The 15,519-nt window shown below is 45.0% G+C and carries 14 protein-coding genes; 8 read left to right on the top strand and 6 right to left on the bottom strand.

Annotated features, from left to right (window positions below):
- Positions 1-61 precede the first annotated feature (61 nt).
- On the top strand, positions 62-481 hold the full coding sequence (locus F0231_RS05610) for a hypothetical protein (protein ID WP_171758739.1): 420 nt from the start codon (positions 62-64) through the stop codon (positions 479-481).
- Between the two features lie 217 nt (positions 482-698).
- Here the strand turns inward: F0231_RS05610 and F0231_RS05605 are convergent, their stop codons facing one another.
- Positions 699-1,292, bottom strand: a complete 594-nt coding sequence (locus F0231_RS05605) for an outer membrane protein (RefSeq protein ID WP_171758738.1) — start codon at positions 1,290-1,292, stop codon at positions 699-701.
- 130 nt (positions 1,293-1,422) lie between these two features.
- Here F0231_RS05605 and F0231_RS05600 point away from each other — a divergent pair, with 130 nt between their 5' ends.
- Both F0231_RS05600 and F0231_RS05595 read left to right on the top strand, forming a co-directional pair.
- Positions 1,423-1,515, top strand: coding sequence for a YnhF family membrane protein (locus F0231_RS05600; protein WP_171758737.1), 93 nt, complete (start codon positions 1,423-1,425; stop codon positions 1,513-1,515).
- 7 nt (positions 1,516-1,522) lie between these two features.
- Positions 1,523-2,671 carry a patatin family protein gene (locus tag F0231_RS05595; protein WP_171758736.1) on the top strand — a complete coding sequence of 383 codons (1,149 nt, stop codon included), beginning with the start codon at positions 1,523-1,525 and terminating at the stop codon, positions 2,669-2,671.
- Between the two features lie 45 nt (positions 2,672-2,716).
- On the opposite strand, the gene pyk is transcribed toward F0231_RS05595, so the two are convergent.
- Positions 2,717-4,159 carry a pyruvate kinase gene (gene pyk / locus F0231_RS05590; protein WP_171758735.1) on the bottom strand — a complete coding sequence of 481 codons (1,443 nt, stop codon included), beginning with the start codon at positions 4,157-4,159 and terminating at the stop codon, positions 2,717-2,719.
- Between the two features lie 324 nt (positions 4,160-4,483).
- On the opposite strand from pyk, the gene F0231_RS05585 reads away from it, so the two are divergent.
- Entirely contained in the window at positions 4,484-5,701 is a 1,218-nt protein-coding gene (locus tag F0231_RS05585) for an ROK family protein (RefSeq protein ID WP_171758734.1), read from the top strand.
- Positions 5,702-5,824: 123 nt separating this feature from the next.
- Positions 5,825-6,772: a chemotaxis protein CheV gene (locus F0231_RS05580; RefSeq protein WP_171758733.1), complete on the top strand. Its 948-nt coding sequence runs from the start codon at positions 5,825-5,827 to the stop codon at positions 6,770-6,772.
- Positions 6,773-7,077: 305 nt separating this feature from the next.
- On the opposite strand, the gene F0231_RS05575 is transcribed toward F0231_RS05580, so the two are convergent.
- From F0231_RS05575 to F0231_RS05560, 4 genes are all read right to left on the bottom strand, one after another.
- On the bottom strand, positions 7,078-10,149 hold the full coding sequence (locus tag F0231_RS05575; RefSeq protein WP_171758732.1) for an error-prone DNA polymerase: 3,072 nt from the start codon (positions 10,147-10,149) through the stop codon (positions 7,078-7,080).
- 11 nt (positions 10,150-10,160) lie between these two features.
- Positions 10,161-11,561, bottom strand: coding sequence for a DNA polymerase Y family protein (locus F0231_RS05570; protein ID WP_171758731.1), 1,401 nt, complete (start codon positions 11,559-11,561; stop codon positions 10,161-10,163).
- Positions 11,562-11,563: 2 nt separating this feature from the next.
- Positions 11,564-12,241: a translesion DNA synthesis-associated protein ImuA gene (gene imuA / locus F0231_RS05565; protein ID WP_171758730.1), complete on the bottom strand. Its 678-nt coding sequence runs from the start codon at positions 12,239-12,241 to the stop codon at positions 11,564-11,566.
- A 150-nt stretch (positions 12,242-12,391) separates the two neighbouring features.
- On the bottom strand, positions 12,392-13,135 hold the full coding sequence (locus F0231_RS05560; protein WP_171758729.1) for a YciK family oxidoreductase: 744 nt from the start codon (positions 13,133-13,135) through the stop codon (positions 12,392-12,394).
- A gap of 87 nt (positions 13,136-13,222) precedes the next feature.
- Between F0231_RS05560 and sohB the strand changes: the two genes are divergently transcribed.
- The 3 genes from sohB (at position 13,223) to F0231_RS05545 (ending at position 15,511) form a co-directional block, all read left to right on the top strand.
- Entirely contained in the window at positions 13,223-14,284 is a 1,062-nt protein-coding gene (sohB, locus tag F0231_RS05555) for a protease SohB (protein WP_171758728.1), read from the top strand.
- 194 nt (positions 14,285-14,478) lie between these two features.
- The gene (locus tag F0231_RS05550; protein WP_171758727.1) at positions 14,479-14,961 is read left to right on the top strand and encodes a hypothetical protein; all 483 of its coding nucleotides are present in this window, start codon (positions 14,479-14,481) and stop codon (positions 14,959-14,961) included.
- Positions 14,962-15,241: 280 nt separating this feature from the next.
- Entirely contained in the window at positions 15,242-15,511 is a 270-nt protein-coding gene (locus F0231_RS05545; protein WP_171758726.1) for a PTS sugar transporter subunit IIB, read from the top strand.
- The last annotated feature ends 8 nt before the right edge of the window (positions 15,512-15,519 follow it).

Raw genomic sequence — 15,519 nt, 5'->3', positions numbered from 1 at the left:
TTTTTCCTACATTTCTGAATAATTGTACGCTGTTTTATTTTGTGCATAGGAATAGCCAGATATGAAAAAGTTAGGTTTGTCGATTGTCCCTGCCTCTTTGCTTGTACTTAGTCCGAACGTATTCGCCAATGAACCTGAAGCGACCGATCTATCGATAGGTATGGTCGTAGACCAACAATTGAGCGTAGTGGTTGAGCTTGATAATAGTTACCGCTTTACACTAGGTAATGATGGAGCGGCGTTTGACTATATCTTGCAGCGCGGTGAGTTTGAGGGGAATACCCCAGTGTCATGGTACGTAGGTGTGGGTGGTTGGAGTGAATGGGAAGGTAAAGAGTTTGGAGCTCGCGTTCCACTGGGCTTAAAATGGGATATCAGCCAAGGCTGGGAGATGTATGGTCAAGTTCACCCTGAACTCAATCTCTACTCAGGCCCAGAGTTACAAATCGGTGGTGCACTAGGCATTAAATATAACTTTTAGGCCATCGTCGTTGAGCGAGAGTGCATTCGGCCTTCTCGCTTTTCACCGAATTATTATACCAACCTAAATAAATACCTGGTCATTCTTGCTTGCTAAAATCGCTAATAGCTTCGTTATAGATTTTGTAGGTAGGTCAACTAGCTAGCTGCAATCTATGCCTTGCTCTAAGCGATTCTTTCTACGCAATTATCTGATCACTTATTTATTCAGATTGGTATTAGAACGACCAAGTTAACCCTAGGTTTGCTGAAAACTGATTCATCCAATCTGTTTTAAATTTGATAACACAAGAATCATTGCCACCAGCGGGTAGGTTACAAACGCCACTGGTCTCATTATCAACCACGGTTCCTAGCCAACGCAGTTGAGTGTTTAGCGCCAAAGTATCGCTAAATGCATATTCAAATCCACCGAAAATACTGGCTGAAAAGCCCCATTCATCATCGACCCAGTCAGCATCAACATACGAGCCACCAAGGCCGATACCAAGGTAAGATGACCATTTATCCTGCACTGGGTAGTAAACGCTACTTTGAAAGTGAAGATAGTGGATAGACGAGCTGAGATTAACGTCTTCGACTTCACTGTTTTGTGTCGCATAGAACAGGCCCATACGCCCTTTATCAATATCCGCTTCTACAGAGAGAGCAAAACTTTCTGAGCCTTTTAGATCCAGTTCATTTTGGTTCTGATCTTCGACGCTTCCACCAAAGGTGTAGCCCACCCAAGGAGAGACATGGACGCTTGCTTGAGCGACCGAGCTTACCCCGATGAGAAGGAGAGAGGTACAGAGTGTTGGTATTGGTCTCATTTTTCACCTACGCGTTTATGTTCACCTTCTAAGTGTGACGCTAACGCCATAATTCCGCACGAAAAATACGTATTTATTGAAGATACCTCACAGTGATGTTATTACTTTGTTACACAATAAGGAGGTGTCTATGGAACACGATCTAAAATATGCCCTACTGATCACTGGTGCAGCATTTGCTGTGATTCTTGGCTACGGCTTAATTGCAGTCATGACTGCCTAGGCCAGCTATGAAGAATTGCGGTGTTATCACCAACGCTGCTGTACAACTTGATACTGATCGACTGAAAAAGTACACCGGCGGTAAAAACGCTCTGGTTGCCCAAGGCGGCGGCCAAAGAGGGATTTTTACTTCTGGTGTTCTTGATGCTTTTCTCCTCTCTAACTTTGACCCTTTCCATACCTTTTATGGCACCTCCGCAGGGGCAATGAATCTTTGTGCATTTTTGTGCCGTCAAAATGGTATAGGCCGCTCTTTCATCCTTGACCTAACAACCGATTCTGAGTTTTTTAACCTGTTCCACTATATTCGTCGCAAGCAGTATTTAGGCTTAGACTGGGCGCTGGATAAAATCTGTGATTACCCATATCGGTTGGATGTGGACTTGGGTCGGGAAGTCCTTGCTGATCGTCAAGCATTCGCTGCGGTAACAGACAGTCATAGCTTAACTGATCGCTATCTTCCAATGTTGCAAGGTGACTGGAGGAGAGTGTTGCTTGCAACGTGTGCGATTCCACGTTTGTATCATGAGACTGTGCGTTTTGAACATGGTGAATATGTCGATGGTGGAGTGTCGGCTTCGATACCCGTTCAAGAAGCATGGCGCAAAGAAGCTCGTTGTATTGTCGTTATTCGAACAGAAGGGGAAGACCTACAAACGGATACTGAGCAATTAACTCAAGAGTACCCGATAGAGTGGCTGAGAGACTCCTTCAACGTTGTTCAAGAACATTGGCAAGGGAAGTTGAGTCAGTGGAAACTGGACTGGTCGAGTTTTTTTAATGAACAGGTACAGAAATCTCAGTTAGAGAAAAGAGACCAAATACATTTGGAGTCATTGAACGGTGGACGTTGGCTTTTCGGTGCTGATGATATTTATCGTTTGAGCCATCTTTTAGGCGATAAATTTGATTCTGGCTTGGCGGACATGCTGATGGTGCACTATCAAACCTATTCATTGACCCAAGACTTTCTCAATTCGCCACCGGATGATTGCTTTATTTTGCAGATAAAGCCCGAGCAGCCTTTAAGGGCGAGCTCTTTAATGAGTGAACGTGAAGACCTACTTCATGATTATCAGATTGGTTTGGATGCAGGGTTTCGCTTTGTAGAAGCATTTAGCCCGTGCATAGAAAAGCCGGTCTATCTAATGAAGTAGGGAGCGTTAGCTGCTCCCATCTCCCATATAGTCCTACTAAATTGATTATGCCGCGAGAATCCGCATACAGTTGGTTGAACCGACGACATCCATCACGTCACCTTGTGTGATGATGACCAAGTCCCCTTTATCCAAAAGTCCGCACTCTCGAAGTGTTGCAACAGCCGCTTCAGCGGTTTCTAATCCCGTATCTCCCTTATCATCAAAGTAGACCGGAAACACGCCACGATAAAGAGCTGAAAGGTTTAACGTTCGCTCATTACGTGACAGTGCGAAGATAGGCAGTCCAGAGCTTAGGCGTGACATCATTAGGGCGGTTCTGCCAGATTCAGTCAGGGTTACAATTCCTTTAATTCCACGCATGTGGTTTGCGGCAAACATGGTCGACATCGCGATGGTTTCTTCTGCTGTCTCAAATACAGACTCCATACGATAGCTTGAGCGATTAACCGACGACATTTTTTCGGCGCCAACACACACTTCAGCCATTGAGCGTACCGTTTCTAATGGGTACTTACCAGCAGCTGTTTCCCCTGACAGCATGACGGCATCGGTGCCATCTAGAACCGCGTTAGCGACATCCATAACCTCTGCACGAGTCGGCATTGGGTTTTCCATCATGGATTCCATCATTTGGGTCGCCGTGATCACTGTGCGATTGAGTGCGCGAGCGCGTCGTATGAGTTGTTTCTGGACACCGATTAACTCAGGGTCACCAATTTCCACCCCTAAATCGCCACGAGCGACCATAACCGCGTCTGACGCCAGAATGATATCATCGATACTCTTTTGGCTTTCGACCGTCTCAGCTCGCTCTACCTTTGCAACTAGGCGTGTTTGTAGCCCTGCATCTGTGGCAAGTCTGCGTGCGTATTTCATGTCTTCCCCATTACGAGGGAAAGATACGGCTAAATAGTCCACTTTAATGTCGGCCGCGAGCTTAATGTCGTTCTTATCTTTCTCTGTCAGTGCTTCAGCGGATAATCCTCCGCCTTTCTTGTTTATGCCTTTGTTGTTCGACAGCGGGCCACCAATCGTCACTTCAGTCCTTACTTGGCATCCAGACACACCCACAACCTTAAGTTGAACGCGACCATCATCGAGGAGCAGAATATCGCCGGTTGAAACATCGTTTGGGAGTTCTTTGTAATCTAAGCCGACCGCATCTTGGTCGCCTTGGCCTGGTTCAATGTTGCTATCAAGCGTAAAAATGTCACCGACCTTGAGTGTGACTTTGTTCTCTTTAAACGTGGAGACACGAATCTTTGGCCCCTGTAAGTCCCCTAAAATCGCGACGTGAGTCCCCAGTTTTGCAGCAATGTTACGTACACGAGTGGCTCTTTCTCGATGGTCCTCAGCGCTACCATGCGAGAAATTCATTCTTACTACATTCACACCTGCTTCGATGATTGCTTCAAGTATGCCGGGTTTGTCGGTGGAAGGTCCAAGAGTCGAAACAATTTTTGTTCTTCTTTGGATGGTGGTCATTCGCATCTCCTTGCTTATGTGCCGCAAATTGTGAAAGGCGTGCGGCGGACGATTAGCGCTTTATCTCTCTGAATTGATAAAACTTGTTTAAGTATATACCCGCTAGAATAAGGTGCTGATTAATTCGGTGATATGAGGCGAGAAACAAGATATTTATTTGTGCAAAAAAATTGCGAAATATTTGTGATAAAAGCTTCGCTATTTGACTCGCTACACAAAGAACCATCTTTATACGTGACACTTGTCACGGCGATATATAAAACTTCTTCACAATTACTTCGCAAAGTAAAAAAATTACCAGGTTGTTGATATCTGGAGCACTCAATGTACATGGCTCAACCTGGCCATATTGATCATATCAAGCAGGTCAATGCTGGCCGTGTATATAAACTCATTGATCAAAAAGGCCCTATTTCTCGAATCGATCTCTCGAAGCAGAGTGAACTTGCGCCCGCGAGTATCACCAAAATTACCCGAGAGTTGATCGAGGCACATCTCATTCATGAAACGACCGTTCAGGAAGCGACCAGTCGTGGGCGTCCTGCTGTCGGTTTGCAAGTCAACAACGAAGGGTGGCAATTTCTCTCTATGCGTTTAGGCCGTGGTTATTTGACCATTGCACTGCACGAATTGGGCGGTGATGTCCTGATCGACACCAAAATAGATATCCACGAAGTTGACCAAGAAGACGTTCTGGCGCGTTTGCTTCATGAAATTGACGAATTCTTCCAAACCTATACTGAGCAGCTTGATCGTGTGACCAGTATCGCGATTACTCTGCCAGGCCTTGTGAACTCAGAGCAGGGTGTGGTGTTACAAATGCCACACTACAATGTTGAGAACCTGCCGCTAGGCCCTGAGATTTACAAAGCGACTGGCTTGCCTGTTTTCATTGCCAATGATACGCGAGCATGGGCACTGGCTGAAAAGCTGTTTGGTCATTCGCAAGAGAATGAAAACTCGGTACTTATCTCAATCCACCATGGTTTAGGTGCAGGCATTGTTTTAGATGGGCGTGTGTTACAAGGTCGTCATGGCAATATCGGCGAGCTAGGTCATATCCAAATAGATCCGAACGGGAAGCCTTGCCACTGTGGTAATCGAGGATGTTTAGAGACAGTCGCAAGTTCACAGGCAATTCGTAATGAAGTAAGTGAACGTCTTGCTAATGGTGAAGAATCATCGCTGTCTGATATTGAAGAGATTTCAGTCGAAGATATCTGTGAAGCAGCTGCGAATGGTGACCCATTAGCCGTAGATGTGATCGAGAAGCTTGGGCGTTATCTGGGCTCTGCAATTTCAATCGTCATTAATCTGTTTAACCCAGAGAAAGTCTTGATTGGTGGTGCGATTAACCAAGCAAAAGACATTTTGTACCCAGCGATTAGAACCTGCATTGAAGAACAAAGCTTACCTGTTTACCACCAAGATCTAGAGCTGGTGGAGTCGCGTTTCTACAAACAAGCAACCATGCCTGGTGCAGCACTGATTAAGCAAGCGCTATACGATGGTCTATTGTTAATGAAGGTGATTGAAGGGTAAAGCAATACAAATCTATTTGATTTCAGAGTAAACCCATATAGTCTTGAGAGATATATGGGTTTATTTTTATCTTAGTCTTGCTATAGACTATTTTTACAGTATCCACAGTGGACGAGAAGTAGTATGTCTGGAGTTTTAAATACCGTTGATCAGCGCACAAATCTAGTGGGTGAAAACCGCTTAGAGTTGTTGTTGTTTAGCTTAAACAGCAGACAGATCTTCGCCATTAATGTCTTTAAAGTCCGTGAAGTGATCAAAGTTCCTCCTCTGACTAAGATGCCAGGTTCACACCATCACATTGTCGGTGTAGCGTCACTACGTGGCGTTTCGGTACCAGTGATAGACTTGCGAGCGGCGATTGGCTTTCCGCCATCACGCATAGAGGACTACGAAGAGAACTTGATCATTACGGAATATAACCGTTCCGTTCAAGGGTTCTTAGTTGGTCAAGTTCGTAACATCGTTAATACCGCTTGGACTGAGATTCAGCCTCCACCGAAGACCGCAGGGCGTGCTAACTACCTGACGGCAATCACTCATGTTAAAGATGCTGACCAGCTTAATATTGTTGAAATTATTGATGTCGAGAAAGTGCTCGCACAAATTATTGACTACGATATTTCCATTTCTGAAGGTGTGCTTGATGAGGCGTTAGCGAATGAGATGGTCGGGCGCAATGTTCTGATTGTTGATGACTCATCGACTGCGCGATCTCAGGTTCGTGGCACCTTATCTCAACTTGGGTTGAATATTATTGAGTGTCGTGATGGCCTAGAAGCACTGAAACTACTTAAAGGTTGGTGTGATGAAGGTAAGAATGTAACGGAAGAATTGCTGCTAATGATCACCGATGCCGAGATGCCTGAAATGGATGGTTATAAGCTGACTTATGAAGTACGTAACGACCCGAGAATGAAAGATCTTTATGTAACGTTGAACACTTCGTTGAGTGGCAGTTTCAATGATGCAATGGTGAAAAAAGTTGGCTGCGATCGTTTTATTTCGAAGTTCCAACCAGATTTACTCGTTCAGGTAGCACAGGATCGTCTAAGACAGGTGTTGAATCGATAAAATATCCTACCATTTTATAGGTAGTGACGATAATTCATTCAGATGCTATATTATTAGTGTTATTTCTAATCGTTTGAAGTAACAGAGCTACTGAAAATTAACTTTTCGTCAGTCTTTTTAAAGGTAGATCTTATTCATGATATGGTTCACGTCTAAGGTTGTTATGACCTTGTGTATGTTGCTATATAGGGAATATAAGAAAAGAAGTATGGAAGCTGAAGGCAAGTTATAGTTTGTCATTAGTAAACACGAAGGGGAGCTACGGCTTCCCTTTTTCTTTGTCTATCGATTAGGGCGAACAGACCCTAATGAAAGTCGCGTGATTTGCTGTCCAGCCCTTGTAGTTTATCGGTCATATCAATCAGTCGCCCTGCGATGACGTGGTGTACTTGCCCCTCTTTTTCCAGAATGCCTTTGACCTGCAATATCTTCGCCGTCAGATACGCCGACTTTTGCGCTCTTGCGGTTGCTTTCCAAACCACGACATTAATATTGCCCGTATCATCTTCTAGAGTGAAGAAGGTGACGCCTGCTGCTGTTCCCGGGGATTGTTTGCCTGTCACTACGCCTGTCACCGTGACTAATGACTGGTGCTCTTTCGCTGACAGGTCGCGCATTCGGGTAAAGCGACCTAAGACTCCTGCCTCATCGAGAAGAGTGATTGGGTGTTTAGCCAGTGATAACCCGGTAGATGCGTAATCTTCCAGCAAGGTTTGGCTGTCACTCGGGTTGCCAATCATCTGCGTCTGTTGATCCTCTACATGTTCAAATAGTGGCAGATCTGACAGTGAATCCATCATTGCCCAGCGAGTTTGATAGCGGTTATTGCTGAGTTGATGCATCGCATTGGCGGAAGCAAGCAGTTCTATATCACGTCGATTCAAACCAATGTGTTTGAGTTGCTGAGTGTGTGTGAACCCATTTTTAGGACGAGCATGGAGTAGTTGTTTAACACTTTGTAAGCTAAACCCTTTTATCTGTCTTAACCCTAAACGTATGGCTAGCTTGCCTTGCACATGGATGACTTGGTGATCGTAGAGTGAGTCATTAACGCAAATAGGTAATACCGTTACTCCGTGGCGACGTGCATCTTGTACGAGTTGTGAGGCGCTGTAAAAGCCCATAGGCAAACTGTTAAGCAGTGAAGTATAGAAAGCCTCAGGGTAATAGTATTTTAGCCAAGCAGAGCAGTAGGCGAGCACTGCAAAAGAGGCGGAGTGACTTTCAGGAAACCCGTATTCACCAAAGCCCAGAATTTGCTCAAAAATACGTTCTGCAAATTCCAACTGGTAGCCACGATTTAGCATGCCTTCGACAAGCTTGGTTTTAAATTTCACCAAATCGCCATTCTTCTTCCAAGCCGCCATTGCTCGGCGCAGTTGATCGGCTTCGCCCCCAGTAAAGCCAGCAGCGACCATAGCAATTTTAATCACTTGCTCTTGGAAGATAGGCACGCCGAGAGTGCGTTCTAATACACTACGCACTTCTTCCGATGGGTAATCAACCTGTTCTTCACCATTACGGCGTTTTAGGAAAGGGTGCACCATGTCCCCTTGAATAGGGCCGGGACGAACAATCGCGATTTGAATCACCAAGTCATAGTAAGTCGCGGGTTTTAGCCGTGGCAACATGCTCATTTGAGCGCGCGATTCAATCTGAAAAACGCCAACCGTATCAGCGTGTTGGATCATCCTATAGACGTCAGGGTCATCCTGTCGTCGGGTGATTTCGGCGATGGAAAGTTTGTGGTTGTAAAGCTTCTCAACCAAATCAAAGCATTTACGGATGGCCGTTAGCATACCAAGGGCAAGCACATCGACCTTGAGCAGCTTGAGTGACTCTAAATCATCTTTGTCCCACTGAATGACAGTGCGGTCGGCCATCGAGGCATTCTCAACGGGAACGAGTTCATAGAGTGGCCCTGCAGCGATTATGAACCCGCCAACGTGTTGAGACAAATGGCGAGGAAAGCCCATAATATCGTTAACCAAAGCGATAAACTGCTCACCTTTGAGTGAATCAGGTTGTAGACCGAGCTCGACAATCTGCCCTTGCCACCCTTGAGAGCGATCGCGGCGATTAACGTTTTTGATAAAGTAATCGAGTTGGCTCTCTTCAATCCCGAGTGCTTTACCCACATCACGAATCGCACTTTTAAAGCGATAAGAGATCACCGTGGCAGCTAATGCAGCGCGTTCACGACCATATTTTTGATAGATGTATTGGATCACCTCTTCACGGCGTTCGTGTTCAAAGTCGACATCAATATCAGGCGGCTCATCTCGCTCTTTACTGATGAATCTTTCAAACAACACTGAGATTTGGCGAGGGTCAACAGAGGTGATCTCCAAGCAGTAACAAACGACCGAGTTAGCGGCAGAGCCTCGGCCTTGGTAAAGAATATGCTGACGCTTGGCAAACATGACGATGTCATGAATCGTCAAAAAATAGAACGGATAGTTGAGCTCTTCAATTAAGGTCAGCTCTTTATCGATGGTGTGCTGAATTTCGGCAGGCACCCCTTCAGGAAAACGTAAGGATTTGCCTTTCTCGACTAACTCTCTTAGATAGCTCATAGGGCTGTAACCATCAGGCACAAGTTCACTTGGGTACTCATATTGAAGATCCCCTAAGCTGAAGGTGCACCTTTCAGCAATTGCCACACTCTCTGTTAGCCACTCTGGCTTAAACAGTTTGGTGAGTTTCTCTTGGCTACGTAAGCTGCGTTCGGTGTTAGTAAGTAGTTGCTCACCTAATTCATTGACGCTGCAACCATGCTGGATAGCCGTTAAAGTGTGTTGCAAAGGCAGACGTGTCGCGGTGTGCATCAGTACACCACCACAGGCAGTGATCGGTAGCTGAATGTTGTTTGCAAGCGTTTGGCAGTGGTCAAGGTATTGTTTGTCGTCGTCTTTTAAGTGACGTTGAATGCCTACCCACAATCTGTGCTGGTGGTGTTGAGCGAGCCAGTGCCCCCATTTTGAATCACTCTCTTGGTGACATGGCAACCAAATCACCAAGCAGTGACGAATCGACATTAAATCCCATTCCGACAGTTGATATTGACCTTTCTCTGAGCGTCGTCTGGCATTGGTAATGATGCGACAAAGCTCAGCGTAGGCTTCTCGGTTGGGGCACAACAAAACAACTTGGCACTCATTATTGAGCCAAAACATACTGCCAATGATGAGTTTGACATTGAGCTGGTGGCTTTGACTGGCGCTGTAGGCTCTCACTACGCCTGCCACCGAGCACTCATCGGTGATGGCCAATGAGTGATAGCGGAGAAAGTCAGCCTGCAAGATCAGTTCTTCCGCATGGGAGGCTCCAGTGAGAAAAGAGAAGTTACTTTGGCAAAAAAGTTCAGCGTAAGCCATGGTGCCTCCAACTAACTAAACAATCCGTGGACGAACCACTGCTTATCTTGATTACGGAAAACCCATAGCCAGCGACCTTGGTTGCTTTGAGCGATAAAGTAGTCGCGAGTCATGTCGTCACCGTCCCACCAACCCGTCACAAACCGTTCGGGGCCTTGGATTAAAGAGACTTTATCGGTTAATGGTTCCGGGTAGGGCAACATAAAACTTGGCCTTAATTTATGCCCGCTGGTTGTTCTAGGAATAGGCAAGGTTGGGTCGCACAAAAACGTGGCCTTTTCGGGGCGAGGATCATGACTATGGGCGACTTTTCTTACTTGTGCTTTGCCTAATTTCGCTTGGAGCATACCGATCAATTCAAGCTCTGTTTGCTCCCCTTGCATACCGTTGAATAGGTCAGAGCTGGTTGACTCAAGTTCACCGCCGCGCACCATGCGTAGAGTGAGCCCTTGCACTGGCGCTTCTAGCTTGATGGATTCCAAAGATAACTGGCACAGAACCATCCAACGGTCGGCAAAGTAGTCACCACTGGCTGAATAAAACTGGATGGAGCTGTCCTCTTTATCTCGCTGGTGGAGAACGAGTTCTAATTCATAACCGACTTGATTTCGTAGAGTCAGAAACAGCTCCAATTTATGGAGCAACTTACTTAAAGGCTTTTCGAGCCATTGAATATTCTCAATATCAAAGAGAAGTTCTTGGTAGCTCTCAAAACATTCTGGCGGATGATAGAAGTCGATAGGGTGTTTAAATTGCCCCATCAATCGACCAATGTAGTTGACTAAGTCAATATCGAAACGTCGAGCTACCTCTTGCATTGGAATGGCTAACAAGTCTTGCAGTGTCTGAATACCCACACGCTGAAGCTGTTCGACTTTTTTGAGCTCAAGCTCCGTCGCAATTAACGGAAAGCTCTGAATGGCTTGGGTAATGTGCTCTTTTTCTAGCGAGAGCAGTTTGGCATTGGACTTCGCGAGCAACATAGCGGAATAAGGGGAAAAACCAATGGAGTAGTAGTATTGAAACCCTAGCGTATTTAAGTGATTAGATACGCGCTGCCAGTAGGCTTCTAGCCCTCCGTAGAGCGATAGCATGTCTGTCACTTTCAGTAGAATACCTTGTGGTGGAAAGAGGCAGATGTCAGAGGTTACGACATAGAGCCATTGAGCAATATTGAGCAGAGATTGTTGCTCGACACTTTCATCATAAGGGTGAACTTGGAGTTGGTGGCAAAGCGCACTTGCACTGCCAAGCCCCATACCGAGCTCAATGCCTTGCTCTTGGGCGACAAGGTTACGTTGTACGACCTTGAAACGCTTGGAATCGACGATCGCTAAAGGCAGATCCTTTTGCTCGGCAAACAAACCGTCCAATTGCAGAGTCGGGAAATGAAGATAGATCCAGCTCTGCATCGTTAACCTTGTCGGCGGATAGGGAAAGGAACCACAACGTGTGCCGCTGGTTTTAGCGTTAAGCTTGGCCAAGTCGCACTCATATCAAGAATAAAGCTTCCCTGAGGCCAGCCCCCTTTGCGTTTTGTAATGGTCACTTCGAGTCCCAAAGGGTGAGGAAGCAGCGTCATGCTTAGATTGACAGGTAAAGAGAAGACACACTTTTGCTCGGTCTTAAATAAAAAATGCAGAGCATTGCCTCGCTCACTGGCCACCTGAAGGCGTCTTGCTTGGTGGACTTCCAGTTCGGAATGCCAAAGTAGAACATTGCTACACGCACCGCTGCGTAAGCACTGCTCAGCGGCCCATAAGGCTTCTTTAGCGTTATTAGGTTGTATCAATAGAATCTTATTATTATCCAGCCCTGCATCGGTTAGGTGCTGAGCGCACAAGTAGCCTGGAGGCTGAATGAAGACAGAGAGCCGTTCCTGACTGGTGTTTTTTAGATGTGGCAGCAGTAGTCTCAATTCGCCGATGCCAGATGATCCTTGTAGCTCAACCACGCCATGTTTTGGAAAGCCACCATCAAGCTTTTGATCAAGAAGATCAAAGCCGGTGGTGAAGTGATCATGGTGTTCTTGAGTTTGTACTCCAGACCAAAGCCATTGTTTCTGTTTAAGATGTTCGATTAATTCATACATAACAAGATACCTGTATATACATACAGTATATATTGTTATTCTTGATGGGCAAGAGGGCGGAAAGCTGAATGGATAAAAAAACGCCTTGTACTCTTTGTTCAAGAGGGCAAGGCGTTGAATTTTTTAATTAAAAAGTAAGGTGTTTAGTCGTTACTTTTTTGGTTGTGCGTCAATACATTCGCCATTGACGCTTTGACCTTCTGGCGCCATTAAGTAAAGGTACAGTGGCATGATATCTTGCGGTGTTTTTAGCAGCTCTGCATCTTCTGCAGGGTAAGCTTTCGCGCGCATACCTGTACGGGTTGCACCTGGGTTAATCGCGTTGACACGAATTGTGGTGTCGCTTAGCTCATCCGCTAGGATCTGCATCATACCTTCAGTGGCAAACTTAGACATGGCGTAGGTGCCCCAAAAAGCACGGCCACTATGACCCACAGTAGAAGAAGTGAAAATGATACGAGCATCTTCAGACTTGTGTAGAAGTGGTAGGACGGCTTGTGTCATCAAGAATTGCGCTTTGACGTTAACTTGCATGATGTCATCAAAGGTGTCTTCACCGATTTGGTCAAACGGGCTGATCACGCCAAGCAAACTTGCATTGTGTAGTACACCATCAAGACGACCAAATTGACCTTGGATAGTGTCAACCATATCCAAATAGTTCTGCTTGGTTGCCCCTTTCATATCGAGCGGGATAATTGCCGGTTGCGGGTAGCCCGCTGCTTCAATTTCGTCGTAGGTTTGTTCGAGTTTTTTCACTGTACGACCAAGCAAAATCACGGTTGCACCATGCTCGGCATAAGAGAGAGCGGCTTGCTTACCAATACCAGCACCAGCGCCAGTAACCAGAATGACTTTACCTTTCAAGGCATCTGATGAAACAGCATAATCCACGATGTGTATCCTTTTTTGATGTTCTACTTTAAGTCTTCGTGACAAGACGGTTACAATACACTAATTCGCACATTAGGGGATATCACATTGGAATTTTTGTTGGACTACGGGCTGTTTTTAGCCAAGATTGTGACTGTCGTGGTCGCAGTGATTGCGATTTTAATTATTGCTAAAGCAGCGGGTGGTAAAAGCGGTGCAGCTAAAGGTGAATTGGAAATTACCAACCTTACTGAGCAACACAAGCAGACGGTTGAGCAGTTAGAGCATCATCTGCACGATGATTCATTCATTAAAGCGCGTGATAAAGCAGAAAAGAAAGAACAGAAAGAGAAAAATAAAGCTCGCGAAAAAGAGATCAAGAAAGCCTCTAAAGAAGGCGATCTTGATAGCCAACGTGAACCGCACCTATTTGTTCTAGATTTCAAAGGCAGCATTGATGCAAAAGAAGTCGCGTCACTGCGTGAAGAGGTGACGGCTATTCTTGCTGTTGCTCGTGAAGGCGATGAAGTCTTGTTACGTTTAGAGTCTGGTGGTGGCATGGTTCATGGTTACGGCCTTGCATCTTCTCAGCTTGATCGTATCAAAGCAGCGAAACTTCCACTGACCATCTCTGTCGATAAAGTGGCAGCAAGTGGTGGCTATATGATGGCATGTATTGCCGATAAAATTGTGTCTGCGCCATTTGCGATTGTTGGATCGATTGGTGTGATTGCCCAGCTACCAAACTTCAACAAAGTGCTGAAAAAGTACGATATTGAGTATGAGCAGCTGACAGCAGGTGAGTATAAACGTACCTTGACCATGTTTGGTGAAAATACAGATAAGGCGCGTGACAAGTTCAAGCAAGAGCTAGAAGAGACACACGGCCTATTCAAAGACTTCATCCGTGAGCGTCGCCCTGAGCTTGAACTTGATAAGGTTGCGACGGGTGAACACTGGTTCGGTACTCAAGCGCATGAGCTAGGCTTAGTTGATGAGATCAAAACTTCGGACGACTTAGTTGTTGAAGCGTGTAAAGAGAAAACGGTTCTAGCGATTCACTACGTTGAGAAGAAAAAGCTGACTTCAAAACTTGCAGGTATTGCAGGAGAAGCGGCAGACAGTGTTCTGATGAAGTTGATTGATCGCGGCCAACGACCGATTGTGTAACTGATCATGACTGCATGATTCAATGCCCACCACTTGGTGGGCATTTTTATAAGAACTGGAAAATAATATCGATGTGTTCAGGTATTCGTGATTTGAATTGCGTGTTCTGTGAGTAGAACAGTCGTTTATAATAGGCTTTGTTAGGTATATACTTCTGATATGTCAGATAGTACAACCTGTACCAGGTACACTGGATGTTAATTAAAAAACAAGAAGCACCACACGATATGCAAATAGGTGCTCGATTTGAAACAAAAAAACATGGCTACGTTCAAGTCATTGAATATTACAACACTCATACTGTGATTGTTGCCTTCGAAAATACCGGTAATATTCGTGCAATTACCGCAGCGAAACTTCGTAGTGGGCAAGTTCCAGATCGCTCTGTTCCTCCGCAGTCTTCTATGGTCGGAGAAAAAGTAGAATCGCTAAAACACGGGATTTTAACCATCATGCAGGTTGAGTCTGAAAATATTGTGGTATTAGAAAATGAAGCGGGTGAAGAAATTCGTATGTTACTTCCTGCTGTTCAAAAACTACGAGATAGAATTGAAGACGAAACTGAAGTTCCTAAGCCAGAAATGCCAACCTCTTTAAGTGCTCTAACAAAAAGAAATAAGAAAACTAAAGACGTTAATAGTCTTTTGAAGAAAATGCTTACCGACTACGGAAAATAATAAAAATTACTATTTGACTGAATTCATAACGTCAGATCACACTTTATCCTTCCCTGTTATACACTTATTCAAAACATACTTTTTTATCGCTACTCCTTTCGAGGTGTTAGTGATAAATTATGTGTTTTAAACTTCTATATGCGTGATCTCCGTCACGAGGTCATTTTGGTTTTGTGATGGTGATCTATTCTGTTTTGGGGTTATTTGGATATTATTCCAATCAACAAATAAACGGAAACAAACAGAGTTTCCTGATTAAAACCCTACAGAGAAATGTATTATGAAAAAGATTATGGTTGTATGTGGTAACGGTCTTGGCACATCACTAATGATGGAAATGGCAGTAAAAGAAGTTGCAAAGAAAATTGGCCTAGAAGCAGACGTTGACCACGAAGATTTATCGTCAGCAGCATCAAGCACTGCTGATATCTGGGTTGCTGCTACAGACGTTGCAAACCAACTTTCAGAAGCGGGTAAAACAAACATTGTAAGCCTTGCAAATATTTTTGATAAAGCGTCAATTGAAGAACAATTAAAAACTTTCATGTAAGGAAGTAG

The sequence above is a fragment of the Vibrio sp. RE86 genome, from assembly GCF_013114545.1.
Lineage (GTDB): Bacteria > Pseudomonadota > Gammaproteobacteria > Enterobacterales > Vibrionaceae > Vibrio.
The sequence above is the reverse complement of the archived record's forward strand: the minus strand, read 5'-3'. Positions and strand labels throughout refer to the sequence as shown.